This is a genomic window from Xenorhabdus ishibashii, assembly GCF_002632755.1.
Lineage (GTDB): Bacteria > Pseudomonadota > Gammaproteobacteria > Enterobacterales > Enterobacteriaceae > Xenorhabdus > Xenorhabdus ishibashii.
Window position 1 is genome coordinate 427,193 of the sequence record NZ_NJAK01000002.1, and the last position, 22,034, is coordinate 449,226.

The 22,034-nt window shown below is 40.6% G+C and carries 19 protein-coding genes and 2 tRNA genes; 13 read left to right on the plus strand and 8 right to left on the minus strand.

Annotated features, from left to right (window positions below):
- The first annotated feature begins 324 nt into the window (after positions 1-324).
- The gene (locus tag Xish_RS17480; RefSeq protein WP_099119096.1) at positions 325-798 is read left to right on the plus strand and encodes an outer membrane lipoprotein; all 474 of its coding nucleotides are present in this window, start codon (positions 325-327) and stop codon (positions 796-798) included.
- A gap of 82 nt (positions 799-880) precedes the next feature.
- On the opposite strand, the gene slyA is transcribed toward Xish_RS17480, so the two are convergent.
- Together slyA and Xish_RS17490 are read right to left on the minus strand one after the other, a co-directional pair.
- Positions 881-1,318, minus strand: a complete 438-nt coding sequence (slyA, locus tag Xish_RS17485; RefSeq protein ID WP_099119097.1) for a transcriptional regulator SlyA — start codon at positions 1,316-1,318, stop codon at positions 881-883.
- A gap of 674 nt (positions 1,319-1,992) precedes the next feature.
- Positions 1,993-2,232 carry a DUF1289 domain-containing protein gene (locus tag Xish_RS17490; RefSeq protein WP_099119098.1) on the minus strand — a complete coding sequence of 80 codons (240 nt, stop codon included), beginning with the start codon at positions 2,230-2,232 and terminating at the stop codon, positions 1,993-1,995.
- Positions 2,233-2,473: 241 nt separating this feature from the next.
- Here Xish_RS17490 and gloA point away from each other — a divergent pair, with 241 nt between their 5' ends.
- The gene (gloA, locus tag Xish_RS17495; RefSeq protein ID WP_099119099.1) at positions 2,474-2,881 is read left to right on the plus strand and encodes a lactoylglutathione lyase; all 408 of its coding nucleotides are present in this window, start codon (positions 2,474-2,476) and stop codon (positions 2,879-2,881) included.
- A gap of 177 nt (positions 2,882-3,058) precedes the next feature.
- Complete coding sequence (gene rnt, locus Xish_RS17500) at positions 3,059-3,718, plus strand: ribonuclease T (protein WP_099119100.1); 660 nt, start codon at positions 3,059-3,061, stop codon at positions 3,716-3,718.
- 71 nt (positions 3,719-3,789) lie between these two features.
- Here the strand turns inward: rnt and Xish_RS17505 are convergent, their stop codons facing one another.
- Positions 3,790-4,170 carry a Grx4 family monothiol glutaredoxin gene (locus Xish_RS17505; RefSeq protein WP_099119101.1) on the minus strand — a complete coding sequence of 127 codons (381 nt, stop codon included), beginning with the start codon at positions 4,168-4,170 and terminating at the stop codon, positions 3,790-3,792.
- A gap of 361 nt (positions 4,171-4,531) precedes the next feature.
- Between Xish_RS17505 and sodB the strand changes: the two genes are divergently transcribed.
- Together sodB and purR are read left to right on the plus strand one after the other, a co-directional pair.
- A complete protein-coding gene (gene sodB, locus Xish_RS17510; RefSeq protein ID WP_099119102.1) occupies positions 4,532-5,110 on the plus strand; it encodes a superoxide dismutase [Fe] in 579 nt (192 codons plus the stop codon).
- A 502-nt stretch (positions 5,111-5,612) separates the two neighbouring features.
- The gene (gene purR / locus Xish_RS17515; protein WP_099119103.1) at positions 5,613-6,638 is read left to right on the plus strand and encodes an HTH-type transcriptional repressor PurR; all 1,026 of its coding nucleotides are present in this window, start codon (positions 5,613-5,615) and stop codon (positions 6,636-6,638) included.
- A 3-nt stretch (positions 6,639-6,641) separates the two neighbouring features.
- Here purR and punR read toward each other — a convergent pair whose 3' ends face one another.
- On the minus strand, positions 6,642-7,550 hold the full coding sequence (gene punR / locus Xish_RS17520; protein ID WP_099119104.1) for a DNA-binding transcriptional activator PunR: 909 nt from the start codon (positions 7,548-7,550) through the stop codon (positions 6,642-6,644).
- Positions 7,551-7,673: 123 nt separating this feature from the next.
- On the opposite strand from punR, the gene punC reads away from it, so the two are divergent.
- A complete protein-coding gene (punC, locus tag Xish_RS17525) occupies positions 7,674-8,885 on the plus strand; it encodes a purine nucleoside transporter PunC (RefSeq protein ID WP_099119140.1) in 1,212 nt (403 codons plus the stop codon).
- Positions 8,886-9,172: 287 nt separating this feature from the next.
- Positions 9,173-10,324, plus strand: a complete 1,152-nt coding sequence (gene cfa / locus Xish_RS17530) for a cyclopropane fatty acyl phospholipid synthase (protein WP_099119105.1) — start codon at positions 9,173-9,175, stop codon at positions 10,322-10,324.
- 84 nt (positions 10,325-10,408) lie between these two features.
- Here the strand turns inward: cfa and Xish_RS17535 are convergent, their stop codons facing one another.
- Positions 10,409-11,050: a riboflavin synthase subunit alpha gene (locus tag Xish_RS17535; protein ID WP_099119106.1), complete on the minus strand. Its 642-nt coding sequence runs from the start codon at positions 11,048-11,050 to the stop codon at positions 10,409-10,411.
- Between the two features lie 291 nt (positions 11,051-11,341).
- Here Xish_RS17535 and Xish_RS17540 point away from each other — a divergent pair, with 291 nt between their 5' ends.
- From Xish_RS17540 to Xish_RS17560, 5 genes are all read left to right on the plus strand, one after another.
- Entirely contained in the window at positions 11,342-12,715 is a 1,374-nt protein-coding gene (locus Xish_RS17540; protein ID WP_099119107.1) for an MATE family efflux transporter, read from the plus strand.
- 169 nt (positions 12,716-12,884) lie between these two features.
- Positions 12,885-12,961 (plus strand) — tRNA-Val (locus Xish_RS17545).
- Positions 12,962-12,993: 32 nt separating this feature from the next.
- Positions 12,994-13,070 (plus strand) — tRNA-Val (locus Xish_RS17550).
- A 515-nt stretch (positions 13,071-13,585) separates the two neighbouring features.
- Entirely contained in the window at positions 13,586-14,995 is a 1,410-nt protein-coding gene (gene pykF, locus Xish_RS17555; RefSeq protein ID WP_099119108.1) for a pyruvate kinase PykF, read from the plus strand.
- 514 nt (positions 14,996-15,509) lie between these two features.
- On the plus strand, positions 15,510-15,746 hold the full coding sequence (locus tag Xish_RS17560; protein ID WP_099119109.1) for a major outer membrane lipoprotein: 237 nt from the start codon (positions 15,510-15,512) through the stop codon (positions 15,744-15,746).
- A gap of 63 nt (positions 15,747-15,809) precedes the next feature.
- Here Xish_RS17560 and Xish_RS17565 read toward each other — a convergent pair whose 3' ends face one another.
- The 3 genes from Xish_RS17565 to ydiJ form a co-directional block, all read right to left on the minus strand.
- Positions 15,810-16,862 (minus strand): L,D-transpeptidase family protein, encoded by a 1,053-nt coding sequence (locus Xish_RS17565; RefSeq protein ID WP_099119110.1) that lies wholly within the window; start codon positions 16,860-16,862, stop codon positions 15,810-15,812.
- 153 nt (positions 16,863-17,015) lie between these two features.
- The gene (locus Xish_RS17570) at positions 17,016-17,429 is read right to left on the minus strand and encodes a hotdog fold thioesterase (RefSeq protein WP_099119111.1); all 414 of its coding nucleotides are present in this window, start codon (positions 17,427-17,429) and stop codon (positions 17,016-17,018) included.
- Positions 17,426-20,497, minus strand: a complete 3,072-nt coding sequence (gene ydiJ, locus Xish_RS17575; protein ID WP_099119112.1) for a D-2-hydroxyglutarate dehydrogenase YdiJ — start codon at positions 20,495-20,497, stop codon at positions 17,426-17,428. Before ydiJ ends, Xish_RS17570 begins: the two co-directional genes overlap by 4 nt.
- A 213-nt stretch (positions 20,498-20,710) precedes the next feature.
- Between ydiJ and ydiK the strand changes: the two genes are divergently transcribed.
- On the plus strand, positions 20,711-21,820 hold the full coding sequence (gene ydiK / locus Xish_RS17580) for an AI-2E family transporter YdiK (RefSeq protein WP_099119141.1): 1,110 nt from the start codon (positions 20,711-20,713) through the stop codon (positions 21,818-21,820).
- Positions 21,821-22,034 lie beyond the last annotated feature (214 nt).

Here is a 22,034-nt window from a genome sequence, read left to right on the forward strand (position 1 = left end):
ACATTTAACATGTGCATTACATTTAATCTTACATAAACTATAAAGCACATCTATTCGGACTATATATGCTTAATGAGCATTATCAGAGTTAAAATCTGAGTTTTGGAAAGCTCTTCACAAAACATGCTAAGCTTTTGGTCAGGAATTATTCCTTTCAGAGTTCATCGTGAACATTTATTATATGTAATTGTGCATTATTAGTAGCCTGCAAATTTATTAGTTTTGCTGCTAACAGTAGTATCCGCTACTAGAATAGTAGCCGAGTACTTGGTGATCAGTTTATTATCAAGCTTCCCTAATCGGGCATTAAAATTAGGAGTGATTATGTTAAAACGTTTCCTGGTTGGCGCAGTTATAGTAACCACGTTGTCTGGCTGTGCAGACATGGGAGCACTTTCTAGTGATACTTACTCTGTTGGTCAAGCCAAACAAGCTCAAACTGTGACCTATGGCACTATTCTATCTGTACGCCCCGTCACAATTAAAGGCAAACAAACTGGTGATCCTAATATGTTAGGTCTCATTGGTGGTGCTGTTCTGGGTGGACTGCTAGGTAATACAGTTGGAGATGGTTCTGGTCAAAGGCTTGCCACCGCTGCGGGGGCTATTGCTGGTGGTCTGGCGGGTCAAAAAATCGAAGGTGCTTTAGACCAAACGAAAGGTGTTGAGCTAGAAATTCGTACGGACAGCGGAAAAAACATCATCATAGTACAAAAATTAGATAGCATCGTGTTCAGCAGAGGGCAACGTGTCAGGATCGCAAATAGCGGAGATTCTTTGACTGTATCGCCTCTCTAAAATGTTCAAATAACACAAGACAAAAAAAATCGCGGTTTACCAGTAACAAGATCTGAACCGCGATTTTATTATAGATTAATTTTTAAATTACCTGTTTATGCAATTGATTAATATTTTTTTCAATTTTCTTTATTACAGAAGCAAGCAGAATTAACTCATCATGAGTAATTCCCTCCAAAATTTCTTTTCTTGTCGAATCAATAACACTATCCACTTCTCTAATAAAATCTTCTGATTCTTTGGTTAATTTGATTCTTTTTGCACGTCGATCATTGGCACATGTATGGCGTGTAATCAGTTTCTTTTCTTCTAATTGATCAAGCGTTCTCACCAAAGATGGTTGCTCAATACCAATAGCTTTTGCGAGCTGTATCTGTGACTGCTCAGGTGGTAGTTGACTAATATTGTATAGAGTAACCCAATGTGTCTGAGTTAATTTCAACGGCTTCAAACGATGATCAATTAAAGCGCGCCAAATACGGACTAAACGTGCCAGATCTGATCCCAATGTCAATTCCAATTACCCCTCCTTATAATTAGAGACTCATATAACATCAATGAATTATCCAATCAGTTTATTCATATAAATAATGGATACTCACTCTATATCATGCTTATATTAGCAGAGTCAGCAATTTCGCTAATTACCTAATTAGTATCTCGTTGGCTTGTTACTCAACGTTGACATCTTCGTCACCCTAAAGAACGAAATTGTACGGCGCACCGAATAAATCGTGCATTAATTCACCGACGATATAGACTGTATAAAATAATTCTCCAACTAAACTAATTAAAGTTTAAATATCAACAAAAAAGTACAATCCCCCAAAATAGATACATTTTCACTCGGTTAAAGTTCTATAAGAATAACCGCCATCCAAGTACTAATCTATATATTTTTACATTAATATCATTTTTCTCTTACAGAGATTGATGACATTAAAGTAAATTACATCAAAAACAATAAGATAAATAAATTGATCACTTTTTATTCAATAAATAATTCTTTAATAAATAATTTTACTGTAATGAGCAAGATAGGTAATAGAAGTGATATCTTGAAATGACTTATCTCAAATAAATGAAATGTAATATAAATAATATAGCATTTATGGTTAATAATATTTCTTATTTTGCGATCATCCTAAACCATCATTCATATAACTGATATTTTTTGACCAACTCAGGGTAAAATTAAAATAAATCGGCTTGCATTGGAATAATATTGCTATTACCTTCCTTGTTTCTCAATCCTCTTAGTTTTCTCTGGTGACATAACCGAAATATCTCTCTTTTTTCACTATCTGATAATTTCATCCATATAAACCGCTCTTCCCTACTACGATAACATCCTCGGCAAAAACCACGAGGATCAGATTCACAGATGCCTTTGCAAGGGTTGGGAATAGCAAAGAATTCTAATTGTTCAGCCATCTCATCCCCCTACATCTAGGTTTATCAAGCATTCCTATCATAAGATCATTTATTGTACAGCGCAAACTTCAGCCATGACATTTCAAAATAAAATGGTAACAATCTAAAGCTGAATAAACCGGATAATTTGAATTATTTGATCTATACACGCTATAGTTAACCGGCATATGCAGATATGTGAGCAACGTTTTGTAATAAATCTATTTTTTTCAATAAAACTAATAAAGATCAAGAGGTAATCATGCGTTTACTCCACACTATGATCCGTGTTGGCAACATGCAACGCTCAATTGATTTCTATACTCAGGTAATGGGGATGCGTTTACTTCGCACTAGCGAAAATTCAGAGTATAAGTATTCTCTCGCGTTTGTTGGTTATACCGACGAAAGTCAAGGCGCTGTTATTGAGCTAACCTATAATTGGGATGTTGAAAACTACGAAATGGGAACCGCATTTGGACATATCGCTTTGGGCGTTGATGATGTTGCAGCAACCTGTGAACGCATCAAACTTGCTGGGGGGAAAGTCGTTCGCGAAGCAGGGCCGGTTAAAGGTGGAACAACCGTCATTGCATTTGTTGAAGATCCTGATGGTTATAAGATTGAACTCATCGAAAATTCAAGTGCCAGCAATGCATTAGGTAACTAATTTACCAACAGCTATCGAGTTATAGTCAGAAATTAATTACATACTTAAATAAGGGCATATTGCCCTTTAGTTCCCCCACCGGATAAGTATTACTTCTGCAAGACACACCAAACTTTGTCATAATACCCACTATCCAGAGTCAAAAACAGAATCCTGAAGCTAAGAACTGAAAATCAGATGTCTAATCAAAATGATCAAAATATGCTAAGTGGACGCTTTCGTGGCTACTACCCCGTTGTCATTGATGTCGAAACCGCTGGTTTTAATGCGCGCACAGACGCTTTACTTGAAATTGCTGCAATTACTTTGAAAATGGATGAGAATGGCTGGCTAACGCCTGCCGATACACTGCATTTTCATATCGAGCCTTTTGAAGGGGCCAATCTTGATCCTGCCGCTCTTGCTTTCACTGGCATTGATCCTACGAACCCCTTGCGAGGAGCTGTCAGTGAGTACACTGCCTTGCATGCAATTTTTAAAATGATCCGTAAGGGAATGAAAGACACAAATTGTAACCGTGCAATTATAGTCGCTCATAATGCCAATTTTGATCACAGTTTCGTTATGGCTGCTGCTGAACGTGCTGGTTTGAAACGCAATCCATTCCATCCATTCGCTACTTTTGATACCGCTGCACTCAGTGGCTTGGTTCTCGGCCAGACAATTCTTGCCAAAGCTTGCATCACAGCAGAAATTTCGTTTGACAGCAATCAGGCTCATAGCGCTCTTTATGATACTGATCGAACAGCTCTACTTTTCTGTGAACTGGTTAATCGCTGGAAACGACTAGGTGGTTGGCCACTACCATCTACTGACAGTGCTAACTGCGAACCCTAAAAAAGCAAGCCCCATACCTATTAAAGTATGGGGCTATAAAAAGTAGCTATTATTCAGATGAATAACTGTTCTTATTCCTGCTCGCGATACTTGTCTGCCGTCTCTTTGAGCAGTGTTTGTAGTTCACCACGTTGATACATCTCAACTAGAATGTCACAACCTCCCACCAGCTCACCATCAACCCAAAGTTGAGGAAAAGTCGGCCAGTTGGCATACTTAGGTAATTGAGCACGGATATCTGGATTTTGCAGAATATCCACATAAGCAAAACGTTCACCACAAGCTGATAAAGCCTGAACTGCCTGAGCAGAGAAACCACAGCTTGGCAATTTTGGTGAACCTTTCATGTACAACAGAATTGGGTTTTCTCTGATCTGGCGTTCGATTTTTTCAATGACTGCATCAGCCGTTGTATCAGTAACCGTGTTAGTGTTTGTATTAATATTAGTCATTTTTGCTTCCTTAAAAACTGCAAGCGTTATTTATCAGCATAAAATAAAGATTGATTTAGAATACCACTTTCTACGCTAATTTTTCTACCGTGAACTTTATATGGCGAATTTTTGCCATGACTTGTAGCAAGTGATCATTAAATATTTTCACTCCAACTGGCTGTATTCAGTCCATGTTAAGTTTAGTTCTGCACCAGTTCGCAGCGTGATAGCATCTTTTTCCCTGTTATTTAGCAGAAAAGTTGTTAAGATAATTATCAAAATAGTAACACGATAATAAGCTTAAATTTGCCCTGCCCATGGTTAGTATCTAAACCATGGTTTGCGGAGCCAAAAACCCGATATTAAAAAGGAGCATGCAATGTCTTTTGAATTACCAGCATTACCTTATGCCAAAGATGCCCTGGAACCACACATTTCCGCAGAAACTCTGGAATACCACCACGGCAAACATCACAATGCTTATGTTGTAAACCTGAATAATTTGATTAAAGATACTGAATTTGCCGGAAAATCTCTGGAAGAAATTATCAAAGCATCTGAAGGTGGTATCTTCAATAACGCAGCACAAATTTGGAACCATACTTTCTATTGGCATAGCCTGTCACCAAATGGTGGTGGTGAACCAACCGGAAAAGTAGCAGATGCCATCAACAATGCTTTCGGCTCTTTTGCTGAATTCAAACAGCAGTTTACTGACGCAGCCCTGAAAAACTTTGGTTCTGGTTGGACTTGGTTAGTTAAGAAAGCTGATGGCACTCTGGCTATCGTTAACACCTCTAATGCAGCAACCCCAGTGACTGGCGAAGATAAACCAGTACTGACCGTTGATGTCTGGGAGCACGCATATTACATCGATTATCGCAATGCACGCCCTCAATATTTGGAGCACTTCTGGGCTCTGGTCAACTGGAAATTTGTTGAAGAAAACCTGGCTTAATAAGATTACTTCTTATACTGGTTTGAAATAATAAGGGCGGGTTTTCCTTCATTCGCACAATTTTGCATGTTGGAAAACCTACCCTTAAAGTAAGTGGAGCTACAAATTCTTCTTTTAGATCTTGGTTAGATCAGGCAAAGGCTTCCCAGAAAAACAATCATGATTAATGCACTACTGGCGGCCAATAATCCCAATTTCAGATCTGTATCCATAGAACATCCTCAATGTGAAAATTAAGACACCTCAACACCATAAATTTTAGGCGGTTATTTGTCGTATTATCGAAAAATCATACCGCAATATCTAATTCATACTCTTTATAGCATCGATTATTACTTTCACTTTTGAGTTAGATCAGACAAAATTCAAAGTTTACCGCTAAATTATTGCCAACCATCATCCCGTATATAAATATATTGGCAAACGATTAACAAATAGCTATACCCGACTAGAAAGATAAAGGGTATATAAATTAGACCAGAAGGTCAGGAGTCCTTTTTTCATGGCAACGATTAAAGATGTGGCTAAACGCGCTGGTGTTTCGACCACAACCGTATCCCATGTTATCAATAAAACCCGTTTCGTCGCCGAAGATACAAAGGCCGCAGTTTGGGCTGCTATTAAAGAATTGAATTATTCCCCCAGTGCCGTTGCTCGCAGCTTAAAAGTTAACCACACCAAATCCATTGGATTGCTGGCAACATCAAGTGAAGCACCCTACTTTGCTGAGATCATAGAATCGGTTGAAAATAGCTGCTATAGCAAAGGTTACACACTGATTTTATGTAATTCTCATAACAACCTTGATAAACAAAAAGCTTATCTCGCGATGCTGGCACAAAAACGAGTAGATGGTTTGCTGGTCATGTGTTCAGAATACCCTGAGCAACTTTTGAGTATGTTGGAAGGCTATCGCAATATTCCTATGGTGGTCATGGATTGGGGAGAATCCAGAGGTGATTTTACCGATGCGATTATTGATAATGCCTTTCATGGTGGTTATCTGGCTGGCCGTTATCTCATTGAACGCGGTCATCGTGATATTGCCTCTATTCCTGGGCCATTGGCAAGAAATACTGGGGGAGGACGCCACCAAGGTTTTCTCAAGGCACTAAAAGAAGCCAATATCGCCATTCGTGATGAGTGGATTGTACAAGGTGATTTTGAACCTGAATCTGGTTATCAGGCCATGTACAAAATCCTGAATCAAAAACATCGTCCAACCGCTGTTTTTTGTGGTGGAGATGTCATGGCTATGGGGGCGATCTGTGCAGCCGATGAGTTGGGGTTGCGCGTTCCACAAGATATTTCAATTATCGGTTATGATAATATCCGCAATGCCCGCTATTTTACACCCGCATTGACAACCATCCACCAGCCCAAAGAGCGTTTAGGACAAATGGCTTTTTCAATGTTACTGGATCGGATCATCAATAAACGTGAGGATGCACAAACTATCGAAGTCCATCCACGCCTTGTTGAACGGCGCTCTGTTGCAGATGGACCTTTTATCGATTATCGCCGCTGACGGTTAATTTTCTTGCAGCCATTCGGCATTAAGCGTTTCGCTATCCCCCAGATAATCAAGTAACCAGCTTAATGCCGGTGAGTGGCTTTTTTGCGACCATGTCAAACAACATGGGCTGTCAGGCAAGGGCTGTTCAAGTTCAAGTGTAATCAGCTTACCTTTACGGATCAGCGGTAGCGCACGGTGTTTGGGCACCATGCCTACACACAATCCATCCATCAAACAACTTAATCCAACATCCCAATCAGGAACAATCAATCTCCGTTGATTATTCAAAGCCCATGTATCACGCTTAGGTAAGCTACGCGAAGTGTCTTCGAGACATAAACTGGGATAAGGCCGCATTTGGTCATCATTCAATTTTTCCGATATGGCTGCCAGTTCGTGTTCAGGGCTGGCTACACACAGCCAAGGCATAAATCCCATATCCCTGAAGCTATATCGCTCACCAACAGGGGAAGCACGTGTTGCTCCGATGGCGACATCCACTCGTCCATCCACCAGGGCATCCCATACGCCATTGAAAACTTCAGGATAGATAAGTAACTCAATATCTGGAAAATGGCGATAAAAATCCAAAATTAGCCGAAGCGTTCGCTCTGGCTTCACGACCTGATCAACCGCAATACTAAATTGCCCCCGCCAGCCATTAGCAACCTGTTGGCACTGGTGCCGAGTGTGATTCATTTTTTTGATAACAGAACGCGCTTCTTTAACAAAGATTGCCCCTGCTTCCGTTAAATCAACATCACGATGACGACGTTCAAATAAAGGTACAGCCAACCAGTCTTCAAGCTGTTTTACCGTATAGCTGACAGCAGAAGGTACACGATGAAGTTCTGACGCAGCCGCACTGAAACTTCCTGTTCTGGCAACAGCATCAATGACTTCCAGAGAGTATTCAGACCACATATATCTTCCTTTCAATTTTTTTCACAGCATGGTGCAAATATTACCGTTTCACAAGTAAAAATCATGCTATATAAAATAAACCCAATATTTCCTTATCCATTACCAAACCAAGTTATTAACACAATGACAACAAATAAAAACTCCATTCCATTTATGTCTTATCTCGCGGGCTTAAGCATGTTAGGCTATTTGGCCATCGATATGTATCTGCCCGCTTTTGATGCAATGAAAGCAGAATTAGATACATCAACTAATGCTATCAGTGCGAGCCTTAGCATTTTTCTTGCCGGATTTGCTTTTGCCCAACTTTTATGGGGTCAATTGTCTGATCGTTTAGGCAGAAAACCCGTTCTTATTATCGGTCTGTCCCTGTTTTCCATTAGTTGTTTAGGTATGCTTTGGATAACAAGTCCTATCCAGTTATTGATATTAAGATTTATGCAAGCAGTTGGGGTTTGTTCTGCTGCGGTGACCTGGCAGGCTTTAGTCGTTGATAGATATGATGCAGAACGAACCAAACGTGTTTTTGCCATGATCATGCCTCTGGTTGCCCTTTCCCCTGCCCTTGCCCCTTTGTTAGGCGCATGGCTGTTAACGCATAGTGGCTGGAAAATCATTTTCCTTGTTTTAATGATCGTAACGATATTGCTGTTAATACCAACATTTTTTCTGGACAATAAGCGCACTAATATCGAAAACCACGCTGATAAAAAAGCAATTTCTTTCTTTACGTTATTAACTTCTCCAGTTTTTAGCGGAAATGTATTGATCTATGCGTCTTGCAGTGCAGGTTTTTTTGCCTGGCTAACAGGCTCACCAACAATTTTGAAAGATATGGGTTATGATCCTACCGATATTGGCCTAAGTTATATTCCCCAAACGTTGGCATTTATGATTGGCGGGTATGGTTGCCGTATCTTATTGGAAAAAATGAAAAGTGAAACGGTATTCCCATTTCTGTTAGTGGGTTATGCAGTAAGCATGATCATAATTTATTTGATTTCCCTATTAAGTGAACCTTCATTTATAGCCATTCTTATTCCTTTTTGTGTTATGGCAGCAATGAATGGTGCATCATATCCAATTGCAGTAGCAAATGCCCTGTCTGTTTATCCTCAGGATAGTGGTAAAGCGGCTGCATTACAAAACGCTCTGCAATTGGGTCTCTGCTTTATCGCAAGTATGATCGTCTCTTTATTTATGGAATTCCCGCTTTTATCGACGACAACAATAATGGCGCTTACAGTTGTTCCAATGGCTGTCGGTTATTGGCTGCAAAAACAAGGCATTAAGAAAAACACTAAGCATAAATGCAATAATCTTCCAAAAAAATAATAGGTAAGAACATTATTATCTAAAGGTTACGCCATTATGTGACCTTTAGATGATTGTTTAAATACCATTTCGCTCATATACTCATACGGATTCATTATTCTAAAAATTCGGAATTTGAGGTCTCTCAGGGCATTGATGCTCTATTTAATTTCAGGATGAATAGGCAATAAGTGCATTTTCAATGCAATTTCTATATTATTTTCCAATAAACCTTCGAGGTTTTATATAATAAAAATCAGCTACAAAGTGACACCTCAAAATTCCATCACACAAATGTTGGAGAGTATATGAGTTCATCTTTTGTTGAAGGTAAGAAAACAATCACTGATCCTTGGCATAGGATCGCCCATGAATTGCTTCAGGAAACTGATATTGATATCAATGGCAAACGCCCTTTCGACATACGTATTAAAAATCCTGACTTCTATAAGCGTGTATTGAAAGAAGGTTCTTTGGGTCTGGGTGAAAGTTATATGGATGGCTGGTGGGAATGTGATCGCCTTGATATTTTCTTTCACAAAGTATTACGGGCAGATTTAGAACATCGTATCCCTAAAAATGCCAAAGATATCTTCAAGATAATTATCTCTCGTATATTTAATCTACAATCTCCCAAGCGTGCCTGGATTGTAGGTGAGGAACATTATAATTTAGGTAATGACCTTTTCATTCGCATGCTTGATCCTCACATGCAATATTCTTGCGGTTATTGGAAAGATGCCAATACACTGGAAGAAGCACAATCCCATAAGCTGCGCCTGATTTGTGAAAAGCTACAATTGTCTCCAGGCATGACTTTATTGGATATCGGTTGTGGATGGGGAGGTCTGGCTGCCTATGCGGCAGAAAATTACGGTGTATCAGTCACAGGAGTGACGATTTCAGCCGAGCAACAGAAATACGCACAGGAACACTGTAAAGATTTAAATGTAAAAATTATCCTTGAAGATTACCGAAACCTTAACCTTCAGTTTGATCGCGTTGTATCCGTCGGCATGTTTGAGCACGTTGGCCCTAAAAATTATGACAATTATTTTAATATAGTAAAAAAGAATTTGAAATCAGACGGTCTGTTCCTTCTCCATACCATTGGCTCCAATATTGATAAATCAGGTTCAGATGCATGGATCAGCAAATATATTTTCCCTAACGGCTGCTTACCCTCGATCGCCAAAATTGCCAAAGCAACTGCGGGAAAGTTTGTCATGGAAGATTGGCACAACTTTGGGGCTGATTATGACCGGACACTAATGGCGTGGTATGAGCGGTTTACCGCCAGTTGGCATGAAATAGAGCATAATTACAGCCCACGCTTCAAACGGATGTTCAGTTATTATTTGAACGCCTGCGCAGGCGCATTCCGTGCAAGAGATATACAGTTATGGCAGATAGTATTCAGTTCACAAGGTATCGAAAAGGGATTAAGAGTACCTAGATAGCTCCCCATAACGAAATTTCCCAAAGCTACAGAAATGGTATTTCTGTAGCTTTCCCACACCATCGAATATAGAAATATTTCTTTATTATTTTTCAATCTGTGACAATAATTTTTCTTGTGTTTTCTGAGCCATAATCCGTTCAACGGTATCTACAATCGCTTGAGTTTGTGGATCAATTTCAATATTAACCTTTTCACCCAGACGTTTTTTACCCAGAGTTGTGCGCTCTAATGTTTCTGGAATTAAATGAACACAAAAACGATTATTGACCACATCTCCGACTGTTAGGCTAATTCCATCAATGCCAACAAATCCTTTATGCAGAATATATTTCATTAACTGTTTATCATGAATTCGAAACCATATTTCATGGTTATTTTCAGAAATGAAGATCTTGGCAATTTCGGCTGTTGCAATAATATGCCCGGACATCAAATGCCCGCCAATTTCATCACCAAATTTAGCTGCTCTTTCCAGATTGACTAAATCACCCACCCTGAGTTCACCAAGGTTGGTCAGGCGCAATGTTTCTTTCATTAAATCAAAACTGACTAAATCACCATCGATCTTAGTTACAGTCAGGCAACAACCGTTGTGGGAAACAGAAGCGCCCGTTTCAATTCCGGGTAATAATTCAGCCGGAAATTTAACAATATGAGTCCGAAAATGCATCTTTTCATCAATGGCAACTATCGGTGCTTTTTCCTGAACGATACCTGTAAACATGGGACCTCCTTAATAATTTTACTTGGCGGATTAGTTTAACCCACTCACCACTTTTAAGCACTATACTGTTTAAGTATCATTTTATTTAACACATTTATTTGGATTGAGTTTAGTTTCAGTTAAGTATTGCTTCAATCATATTGAATATAAACATCGTGCAATGATTGGATTAATAAAATGAGTCCTATACAATGTGGCAGCTTATAAGCGATATATTTTCTATTAACATCGTTTGCTCGCAAAATATCTCTTGTTTTTCTTGTTAATTTTCAATCAAAAAAGGTGTAGTACGTGCAGAAATATTTAAATGAAGCGCGTAGTTTGCTCGCTTTAGGGATCCCTGTTGTCATCGCACAGTTTTCACAAACTGCGATGGGTTTCGTTGATACCGTCATGGCTGGTAAAGCTGGTGCTATTGAAATGTCAGCGGTTGCTGTTGGTACATCAATCTGGCTGCCAGTCATTCTATTTAGCCAAGGTTTATTATTCGCCTTGACACCAATCGTGGCACACATGAATGGCTCTGGCCAGAGAAAAAATGTTGCTGGCCAAATCCAGCAAGGGTTTTGGCTTGCAACCTTCCTCTCTATTTTGACCATCGCAATACTGTATAACAGCCGATTTATTATAGAAGCACAACATAATATCGATCCTGTATTGGCACAGAAAGCCACGGAATTTATCCATGCTATCATGTGGGGAGCACCAGGTTATTTATTTTATCAAGTCTTGCGTGGTCAATGTGAAGGGTTATCGAAAACCAAACCAGCAATGGTCATTGGCCTTGCCGGACTACTGGTCAATATTCCTGTTAACTATATTTTTATTTACGGTAAATTTGGTGCACCGGCATTGGGTGGTGTAGGTTGTGGTGTTGCAACGGCAACCGTTTACTGGGTTATGTTCTTGTTATTGCTTGTCTATGTGAAGCACTCTCCTTCCCAAAAAGATATCCAAACATTTACCAAATTTGCGGGTCCTGAATGGCATACGCAAAAACGTATTACATTGCTTGGCCTGCCTATCGCTTTAGCGATGTTCTTTGAGGTTACTCTGTTTGCTGTCGTTTCGTTGCTGGTTTCTCCACTTGGTGTCGTAGCCGTTGCCGGACACCAGATATCGCTCAATTTCAGTTCCATGATGTTTATGTTCCCGTTGTCATTGGGAATAGCGGCCACCATCCGCGTTGGCTACAATCTGGGACAACAATCGACAGAAGGTGCTAAAATATCCGCATACACGAGTATTATTGTTGGGTTAATTATTGCCTGCGTGACAGCGACCTTCACGGTACTGTTTAGTGAACACATTGCATTTATGTACAACGATAATCCTGAGGTCGTTCTTCTTGCCTCTCACTTAATGCTGTTTGCTGCTATTTATCAGCTTTCCGATGCGGTTCAGGTCATTGGATCTGGGGTATTACGCGGGTACAAAGATACACGTTCTATTTTCTTTATCACTTTTATTTCTTATTGGATCTTAGGGCTGCCCAGTGGCTATATTCTGGCATTGACGGATTATGTAACTAAGCCGATGGGGCCACAGGGTTTCTGGATTGGGTTCATTATCGGTTTAACTGCATCAGCATTTATGATGGGTTACCGTATTCTGTGGACACAAAAACAACCAGCCCATTATGTTCTGAAACGTTCTACTCGTTAATTCAGCACATTTCAGTCTCCTGATTTACCAATAAAGGGGAAAAAGCTGCGAATTCATGCTAAAAGATGTAAATGCGAGCAGTTGAACAAGAATTTGCATTTTTCCCCTTGCCAGAAAGCTCAGTGCCCGTTAATATTCGTCCCCGTTGTCAGCCATAGAAATGTAGATTGCGTCCGTAGCTCAGTTGGTTAGAGCACCACCTTGACATGGTGGGGGTCGGTGGTTCGAGTCCACTCGGACGCACCAAATATTTGGCTGAAAAAAAAGAGTATTAATGTGCGTCCGTAGCTCAGTTGGTTAGAGCACCACCTTGACATGGTGGGGGTCGGTGGTTCGAGTCCACTCGGACGCACCATATCTACTTCATCACATCACGCTTTCCTTGTACTGTTTTTACTATTTTCCCGTGTTCCCATTCTGATATCTCACCTGCTCATGAACTGGATTGTTACTCAATCTATCCTTGTATAAAAATTCAATCATATTTTTTTGCGCAACAACTCTCTGATTTCTTTAACCCAGGACTATGGCTATCTTCTTTTTTCTGTATGGAAATCTTTTCAAGCGCTATTTTTTGATTCATTTCACAGAAATTAGTCTCTATAATACGCTTATGTCATAAGTTGAATGGTTTCAGCCAATTAATTTACCGAATCCAGAAAAAATTACAGATGATTAGTCGAACTAAATCCGTATATCTACACATACCTAACCTCACGCTGAAAAACCATTTGACGCTTACTGCTATCCATTTTCCATTGCTACCCATTTCACTATGTTGCGCAACTAAAAACAGCAGATGATGCAGGCATACATGTTAATGGCTAGTGATTCACTCTTTTAATCCATTTAATCAGTAGATAGATTGTCATGAAAAAAACCAAAATTGTTTGTACTATCGGGCCAAAAACAGAATCCGAAGAGAAATTGACCGAATTACTTAATGCGGGTATGAATGTGATGCGCCTGAACTTTTCGCACGGTGACTACGAAGAGCATGGCCAACGCATTAAAAATATTCGCGCGGTTGTCGCAAAAACGGGCAAAAAAGCAGCAATTTTACTGGATACTAAGGGTCCTGAAATCCGCACCATAAAACTGGAAGGTGGTAATGATGTCTCCCTTACTGCGGGTCAAACCTTCACCTTTACAACAGATAAATCTGTTATTGGCAATCGAGATCGTGTCGCTGTGACTTATGCCGGACTGCCAGAAGATCTGAAACCAGGAAACACCGTATTGGTTGATGATGGTTTGATTGCCATGACAGTTAAAGAAACTACCGCAACCGAAGTTATCTGTGAAGTATTGAACAGCGGTGACTTAGGTGAAAACAAAGGCGTTAACCTGCCAAATGTTTCCATCAACCTGCCTGCACTAGCAGAAAAAGATAAACAGGATTTGATTTTCGGTTGTGAGCAAAATGTAGATTTCGTTGCGGCGTCTTTTATCCGTAAGCGTTCCGATGTACTGGAAATCCGTGAACATCTGAAAGCGCATGGCGGCGAACACATCCAAATCATTTCTAAAATCGAAAATCAGGAAGGCCTGAATAACTTCGATGAAATTCTCGAAGCGTCTGACGGTATCATGGTTGCCCGTGGCGATCTGGGGGTTGAAATTCCGGTAGAAGAAGTTATCTTCGCGCAAAAAATGATGATTGAAAAATGTAATGCAGCTCGTAAGGTTGTTATCACTGCAACCCAAATGCTGGATTCCATGATCAAAAACCCACGCCCTACCCGTGCTGAAGCCGGCGATGTTGCTAACGCTATTTTAGATGGCACAGATGCAGTAATGCTTTCTGGTGAAAGTGCGAAAGGAAAATATCCTGTTGAAGCCGTCTCTATCATGGCAACAATCTGTGAACGTACAGATCGCGTTATGGGCAGCAAAATTGAACATACCAGGACTCAGAAACTGCGCGTTACCGAAGCCGTGTGCCGTGGTGCGGTTGAAATTGCAGAGAAATTGGAAGCACCACTAATTGTTGTGGCAACATATGGTGGTAAGTCTGCAAGATCTATCCGCAAATATTTCCCTAATGCGCCAATCCTTGCGTTGACAACTAATGAAATCACTGCTCGCCAATTGCTGTTGATCAAAGGTGTTTCCACTCAGGTTGTCAAAGAAATCGCTTCTACCGACGATTTTTACCGTATTGGTAAAGAAGCGGCATTAGCAAGTGGTATGGCACACAAAGGAGATATCGTTGTCATGGTATCCGGTGCATTAGTACCAAGTGGCACCACAAACACTTCCTCTGTCCATGTGCTTTAAGATGCAATAAGCCATAAACAAAACAGGCTGCCTGAATTTAAGCAGTACTGAGCATCATCAAGAAGCCCATATTGGCGTTATGCAGATTTGGGCTTTTTATGCTTTTATGATGTCATCATCAATGATGTATTTTATGGCCTGGCTAACTGAAAATAATTTGTTCTATCTTATTCTAGATATTGCTTAGTACAAGAATACTTTACTATTTTCGCTCACTTATACTTAGCGTAATGGATCTTTTATATAACAATAAATCACGTTAATTTAACAATATTAATTTAATTAATCCTTTACCATTAATATAATTAAACAAATAAATTTTAGTGTTATTTATTTTGATTAAATTACCTTTTCGGCTTGCCTTCTTATGTTGATATTCCCAAATTATTAGCTTATTTTGAGATAAAGAACAGTAGAATTTTTTTTCGTAGCAAAAATTTATTCTCTTTCTAAAATAGTTTGTGTAATACTTAGATGGCTACTTGGAGATTAACTTAATCTAGAGGGTAATGTGATGAATCGTACTAAAGTTGTATTTGGTGCAGTAATTCTGGCTTCTACTCTGTTAGCGGGTTGCTCAAGCGCAACTAAAGTTGAACAACTCGCCTCTCAGGTTCAAACTCTCGGCTCTAAAGTTGACCAGTTGAGCAGTGATCTCAGTTCTATTCGTTCTGATGTACAATCAGCCAGAGATGAAGCTTCTCGCGCGAATCAGCGCCTTGATAACCAAGTTCGTTCATACAAGAAATAATCTTTATAGTAGGTAGAAATTGTTCATAAAAAATGGCGTACCATCGTACGCCATTCCTATTTCTTAAGTTTCTGGTTGGTAAATCGGCTCTGGTTGATGTAACCGCGGTATTTTGGCAGGTTTAATTCCCCGGATAACCGTATCTTCCGTATCTTCAATTGGATCTAAAATCACCTTTTCCGCCTGGCCATTATTCACCTGTACTGGCATTCCTGAACGACGAATAATAGCTTGTTCAACAAGGAATTCATCTGTCTCACGATTATTAATGAACTTTACTAAGCCTTCAGGGCGTGGGATAGGCATTGTTTGTGGATCATCGGTCTCTTTATTAGAAAGCGGCTGATGAACTTCTACATAGCGCTTACCATCTGGCTCTATGGCATATTTCACGGGTTCATTAATGACTTGGACACGCGTCCCTCGTGGAACAGTCTGAAACAGAGCTTCGATATCATCAGGCCGCAAACGGATACATCCTGAACTGACACGCATACCAATGCCAAAATTCGCATTTGTGCCATGGATCAGATATTCGCCACGCCCGGCGGCTAAACGTAAGGCAAAATCCCCCATTGGATTATCTGGACCTGCGGGTATTACGGCAGGCAAAATAATTCCCCGACTAGCATAATCCTTGCGAATATTAACGGTTGGTGTCCATGTCGGGTTTTTAATCAATTGGCTGACTGACGTTGTCATAGTCGGCGTGTTACGCCCAAGTTGACCTATTCCAATAGGGTACACAACAACATAATTATTTCCCTCAGGGAAATAATAGAGCCGGAGTTCGGCCAGATTGATAATAATCCCTTGACGAGGAGTGTCTGGAAGCAACATCTGTGATGGAATAATTAACTCAGTGCCAGGTTTAGGCAAATAGGGATCAACACCAGGATTTGCTTCCAACATCGCCAGTAATCCTATTTGGTATTTGGCTGCAATGTATTCTAACGGCTGCCCGTCATCGGGCACAGTATAGGTAGAGTTTTCGCCAATCAGACGGCTATTAGCAGGAGGCAATGGATACTCGATAGCATGGGCGATATTAGTCAATCCGCTTAACGACAACATGCCAATCAAGAACATGCCGATAACAGTTAAAGATCGCTTCATACGTGCTTCCTGAAAATGACATTGAATGTTTGTGGTTAATTAATAGCCTATTTTGCAAAACTATTCTATCTCATTCGTAGTTATTAAAGAGAGGTGTATATATTCGGCTGTTCCTGCCAGTGAAATACTGACAGGAATAAAAAAACAAAACAGCTAAGATAAAATTGCTGTTGTCAGGCGAGATGTGCAACATAATTGTTGCTGATCATTGTAGATATCAATCTGCCAGACCTGATGTGAACGGCCAAGATGGACAGGTTTACAAACCCCTTTAACCACACCTTCACGAACAGATTTAAGGTGGTTAGCATTAATTTCTACTCCCACCACTTTCTGTTCTCCTTCCGAACAGAGATAACCTGCAATCGAACCGAGTGTTTCCGCCAGTACTACAGATGCTCCGCCATGCAAGATCCCGAATGGCTGTTTAGTTCGTTGATCAACTGGCATTATTCCTTCGATAAAATCATCGCCAAGCTGGGTAAATTCGATCCCTACATGTTTTACCATACACTCACCATTAAATTGATTAAGTGTGTTTACATCTATATTACGTTTCCAAATCACGGCATTATCTCCAATAAGGCTTGTAATGGATGTTTAAGTAATTTTCCTTCTATGCGCTTCACCTGGCTGCGACACGAATACCCTGTACTCAGGCAATGTTCTAAGGATAGATTTTTCAGTGCCGGAGCCCATGAAAGTTTGTAGATGCCAATGGATCTCTCCAGATTTTTCTTTTCATGACCATATGTACCCGCCATACCACAACATCCGACACTGACATGATTCAATTGATGACCAAAATGGCAGAAGATATCAGACCACTCTTTACCGCTATTAGGCAATGCTGTCACTTCGGTACAGTGTCCGAGCAGATACCAGTTATGTCTGGATATTGAGTTATCGTTTTTCGCTTGTGACATTGTTTCCGGCAGAATACTGGTTAACCATTCATGTACTAACTGAACCTTAAAATTTCCTCTCCGTTGACCGAGAATAGCGTCATATTCATCTCGGTAACACAGAACTAAAGCAGGATCGACACCTACCATAGGAATATTCAGACGCGCAATACGATTAAGGAAGTCAGCCGTTTTTCCCGCGGTTTTGGCAAATCGCTTCAAGAACCCTTTGACATGCTGTGCTTTTCCATTAGGTGAAAATGGCAATAAGACCGGTTTATACCCCAGCTTTTCTACCAGCAATACAAAATCAGTGACCACTTTCGCATCGTAATAACTTGTAAAAGGGTCTTGGACAATAAGCACATGTTGGTCACGCTGTAGTGATGATAAGCCTTCCAACTGTTCCAGCGTCGTCCTTGCAGCATAATGACCAGCAAGTTGCTGCTGTAATGTCGGATAGGAGAGTAACGGCAGATCCGCCATACCAATGGTATGCTGGCTGATTTTTTGTACCCAAGGTTGTTTCAGGAAAAAATTAAATACTCGCGGTGCCTTTGCCATTAATGGCGTACTGTGTTCAACATTAGCAACAATATGATCACGCAATGGACGCAAATAACGGCTGTGATACAACGCTAAGAAACGGGAACGAAATGAAGGGACATCTATCTTGATCGGACATTGTGTTGAACAAGCCTTGCAGGCCAAACAACCTGACATCGCCTCTTTAACTTCATGTGAGAAATCATATTCACCTCGCCATGCCTGCCAACTATGACGCGTCTTTTCAATCAATCCCCGCAAGCTGGGTCGTGCCTGATCCAACCCTTGCTCCAATAATTTGGGTTCAACTCCCTGCTCCGTCAAAAGCCGCAACCACTCTCTCACCAAGGTCGCCCTGCCTTTGGGGGAATGTATGCGATGCTGGCTGATTTTCATTGACGGACACATTGGGCTTTTGACGTCGAAATTGAAGCATAACCCATTACCATTACATTCCATTGCTCCACGAAATGCATTCCTGACATTGACCGGAATGATACGGTCGTAAGTCCCACGCTTAGCTGCATCAACTTTCATCATTGGGGCATCGACTCCAATGGGTGGGCAGATTTTCCCCGGATTGAGTCGATTAAGAGGATCAAACGCCGCTTTTATTCGGCGCAGTTCGCTATACAAAACCTCACCAAAAAAGGCAGGGCTATATTCTGCCCGAAAACCCTTTCCATGTTCTCCCCATAACAAACCGCCATATTTGGCCGTCAAGTGAACAACTTCATCAGAAATCTGTTTCATCAAGATTTCCTGTTGAGGATCACACATATCCAACGCAGGACGCACGTGCAAAACACCTGCATCTACATGTCCAAACATACCGTAATTCAGTTTGTGATTATCCAAAAGCTGGCGAAATTCAGCGATATAATCGGCAAGATGTTGAGGAGGAACACAGGTATCTTCGACAAACGGAATGGGTTTAGCCGGCCCTTTACTGTTACCTAATAACCCGACGGATTTTTTCCGCATGGCATAAATGCGCTCAATATCCGCTAAATCATGGCACATCTGATAGCCAATAATGCCTGCCTGATTTTTTTCCATCAATTCATCAAGGCGTAAGCAAAGCGCCTGCAACTGCTGATCAATTTTTTGTTCATCATTACCACTGAATTCGACAATATTCAGGCCTTGCATATCCTTATCAGGCACATCAGTAATCAGTTCTTTCACTGAATGCCAGATGATATCTTCACGCGCCAGATTGAGTACCTTAGAATCTACCGTCTCAACTGAGAGCGCTTTAGCTTCTACCATAAAGGGAGCATTACGTAAGGCAGAATCAAAGGAGTTATATTTGACATTTACCAGTCGTCTGACTTTAGGTAACGGCGTGATATCCAGTGTCGCCTCGGTAATGAAGGCCAGAGTACCTTCAGAACCAGTCAAAATACGGGTGAGATCAAAAGACTGCATATCATCGCTGAATACATGACGTAAATCGTATCCCGTCAGAAATCGGTTGAGTTTAGGGAATTTCTCAATAATTAATTGCCGTTGTTCACGGCAACGCTCGAGTACCGTTTTATAAACACGACCAACAGTGCTCTCTTCTTGCGCAATCGATTCCGCCAATGCTATGTTCATGGGACGGGTATCTAACATTTCCCCTCCCAATAAAACAGCACGTATACCCAGTATATGATCCGAAGTTTTGCCATAAACCAGCGATCCCTGACCGGAAGCATCTGTATTAATCATACCGCCCAACGTAGCACGATTACTGGTTGAAAGTTCTGGGGAGAAAAAATAACCGAAAGGTTTTAGATATTGATTAAGTTGATCTTTGATAACACCGGCTTCGACTCTTACCCACCCTTGCTCTGGGTTGATTTCCAGAATGCGGTTCATATAACGGGACATGTCCACCACAATACCATCGTTAAGTGATTGCCCATTTGTGCCCGTTCCCCCGCCGCGTGGGGTAAATGTCAAAGCCTTAAAACGTTTCTCTTCTGCTATTCTTGTCAGTAATACAACATCAGCACTGGAACGAGGAAATACAACAGCTTGTGGCAACAATTGATAAATACTGTTATCTGTCGCCATGGTCAGCCTATCGGCATAGCTACTGGTGGTATCTCCGGTAAAGCCCGCTTCTTTCAGTGCAGTCAAATAGTTCTGTGTCAGTTCACTGACACAGGGGGCTTGTGATATACGTGGGATCATTGGCTAATTGCCCCTTATTCTAATAAATATCCACATTGCTTTATCTGTATACTATCTTGGATAACGTAACTCAGACCATTTTTGGTTTCTGAGCAGGCAGGCTTTCAACCATATCACAATATTTCTCGATTTTGAGCAACTAGTGAAATAACGTTATATTTAATGACCATTGTTACTGCCAACAATCTTTTTAATTACCTGAGAAATGATTTCATGGAAAAATCACAATCACACCCAGATCTACCTAAACTATTATTTGCTCTATTCTTCATTTTATTACTCATTACCACCAGCTTTTGGGTCTTAAGTCCCTTTATTTTAGGATTTATTTGGTCAGGAATGGTGGTTATCGCAACCTGGCCATTATTGGAGAAATTACAACAACGATTATGGGGAAAACGCTGGATTGCGGTTTCTATCATGACGTTACTATTAGTTTTATTATTTGTTATCCCTATTGCATTACTTGTCAACAGCTTAGTAGAAAATAGCGCACCATTGATTGAATGGGCAAAATCGCCTTCTTCTTTCCAACTGCCACAGTTAGAGTGGCTCAATCGGATACCTGTCATTGGTGAGGATTTATATTTTAAATGGCAGGATTTGATTGCTGATGGCAGTAACATGCTTCTCAACAAAATTCCCCCTTACATCGGTAAAGCCGCAACCTGGTTTTTTACCCAAGCCGCTAATGCAGGACGTTTTCTTTTCCATCTGGTGCTAATGGTAATGTTCAGTGTATTACTTTATTGGAAAGGTGATCAGGTGATGCTGAGTATCCGCCATTTTGCTATCCGGCTGGCAGATAAACGAGGTGATGCCGTAGTGTTACTGGCTGCCCAATCCATTCGGGCTGTCGCTCTTGGCGTGGTTGTAACGGCGTTGGTTCAAGCCATTGCAGGCGGAATCGGACTGGCAATTGCCGGCATTCCGTATCCAATGATATTGACAGTACTGATGTTTGTATGCTGTGTTGCCCAGCTTGGGCCTCTGCTTGTTCTCGTTCCATCTATCGCATGGCTTTATTGGACGGGAGAAACAACCTGGGGAACCATTTTAATTATCTGGAGTCTGGTATTAACTACAATGGATGGCGTCCTGCGCCCTTTCCTGATCCGTCTTGGTGCCGATTTGCCTATGATATTAATTCTTACTGGTGTCATAGGTGGGATACTTTCATTGGGTGTCATTGGACTATTTATTGGGCCGGTTGTACTGGCTGTTTCTTACAGCTTACTATTGGCATGGATGAATGAAGTTCCTAAACCCGAAGAAAAATTGACAGATATGAAAAAACACGTCGAGAAAAAGCACATTAAATAAGCAAATAATTGCGCGAAAAAAATAATATTTTCGCGCAATTATAAAACTGATGAATGTATCACCCAAGTTCTACTCAAAATACAAAACTATTTTTCGAAAAAAATAAGATCTACTAAGAAAGTTGTTGCAAAAAAGTTATTTTTACAAAGTTTCTTTTCTAATCTCTATTTATTAAGAGGATTCTTAATGAATAAACCCACCTATTAAATTAGTA

What these genes read in the sequence shown, in the direction of transcription:
- ydiJ (WP_099119112.1), bottom strand. Translation starts at nt 20,497, where the DNA reads ATGATCCCACGTATATCACAAGCCCCCTGTGTCAGTGAACTGACACAG.
- punR (WP_099119104.1), bottom strand. Translation starts at nt 7,550, where the DNA reads ATGTGGTCTGAATACTCTCTGGAAGTCATTGATGCTGTTGCCAGAACA.
- Xish_RS17490 (WP_099119098.1), bottom strand. Translation starts at nt 2,232, where the DNA reads ATGGCTGAACAATTAGAATTCTTTGCTATTCCCAACCCTTGCAAAGGC.
- Xish_RS17480 (WP_099119096.1), top strand. Translation starts at nt 325, where the DNA reads ATGTTAAAACGTTTCCTGGTTGGCGCAGTTATAGTAACCACGTTGTCT.
- Xish_RS17535 (WP_099119106.1), bottom strand. Translation starts at nt 11,050, where the DNA reads ATGTTTACAGGTATCGTTCAGGAAAAAGCACCGATAGTTGCCATTGAT.
- gloA (WP_099119099.1), top strand. Translation starts at nt 2,474, where the DNA reads ATGCGTTTACTCCACACTATGATCCGTGTTGGCAACATGCAACGCTCA.
- purR (WP_099119103.1), top strand. Translation starts at nt 5,613, where the DNA reads ATGGCAACGATTAAAGATGTGGCTAAACGCGCTGGTGTTTCGACCACA.
- ydiK (WP_099119141.1), top strand. Translation starts at nt 20,711, where the DNA reads ATGGAAAAATCACAATCACACCCAGATCTACCTAAACTATTATTTGCT.
- Xish_RS17505 (WP_099119101.1), bottom strand. Translation starts at nt 4,170, where the DNA reads ATGACTAATATTAATACAAACACTAACACGGTTACTGATACAACGGCT.
- sodB (WP_099119102.1), top strand. Translation starts at nt 4,532, where the DNA reads ATGTCTTTTGAATTACCAGCATTACCTTATGCCAAAGATGCCCTGGAA.
- Xish_RS17560 (WP_099119109.1), top strand. Translation starts at nt 15,510, where the DNA reads ATGAATCGTACTAAAGTTGTATTTGGTGCAGTAATTCTGGCTTCTACT.
- punC (WP_099119140.1), top strand. Translation starts at nt 7,674, where the DNA reads ATGACAACAAATAAAAACTCCATTCCATTTATGTCTTATCTCGCGGGC.
- pykF (WP_099119108.1), top strand. Translation starts at nt 13,586, where the DNA reads ATGAAAAAAACCAAAATTGTTTGTACTATCGGGCCAAAAACAGAATCC.
- rnt (WP_099119100.1), top strand. Translation starts at nt 3,059, where the DNA reads ATGTCTAATCAAAATGATCAAAATATGCTAAGTGGACGCTTTCGTGGC.
- cfa (WP_099119105.1), top strand. Translation starts at nt 9,173, where the DNA reads ATGAGTTCATCTTTTGTTGAAGGTAAGAAAACAATCACTGATCCTTGG.
- Xish_RS17565 (WP_099119110.1), bottom strand. Translation starts at nt 16,862, where the DNA reads ATGAAGCGATCTTTAACTGTTATCGGCATGTTCTTGATTGGCATGTTG.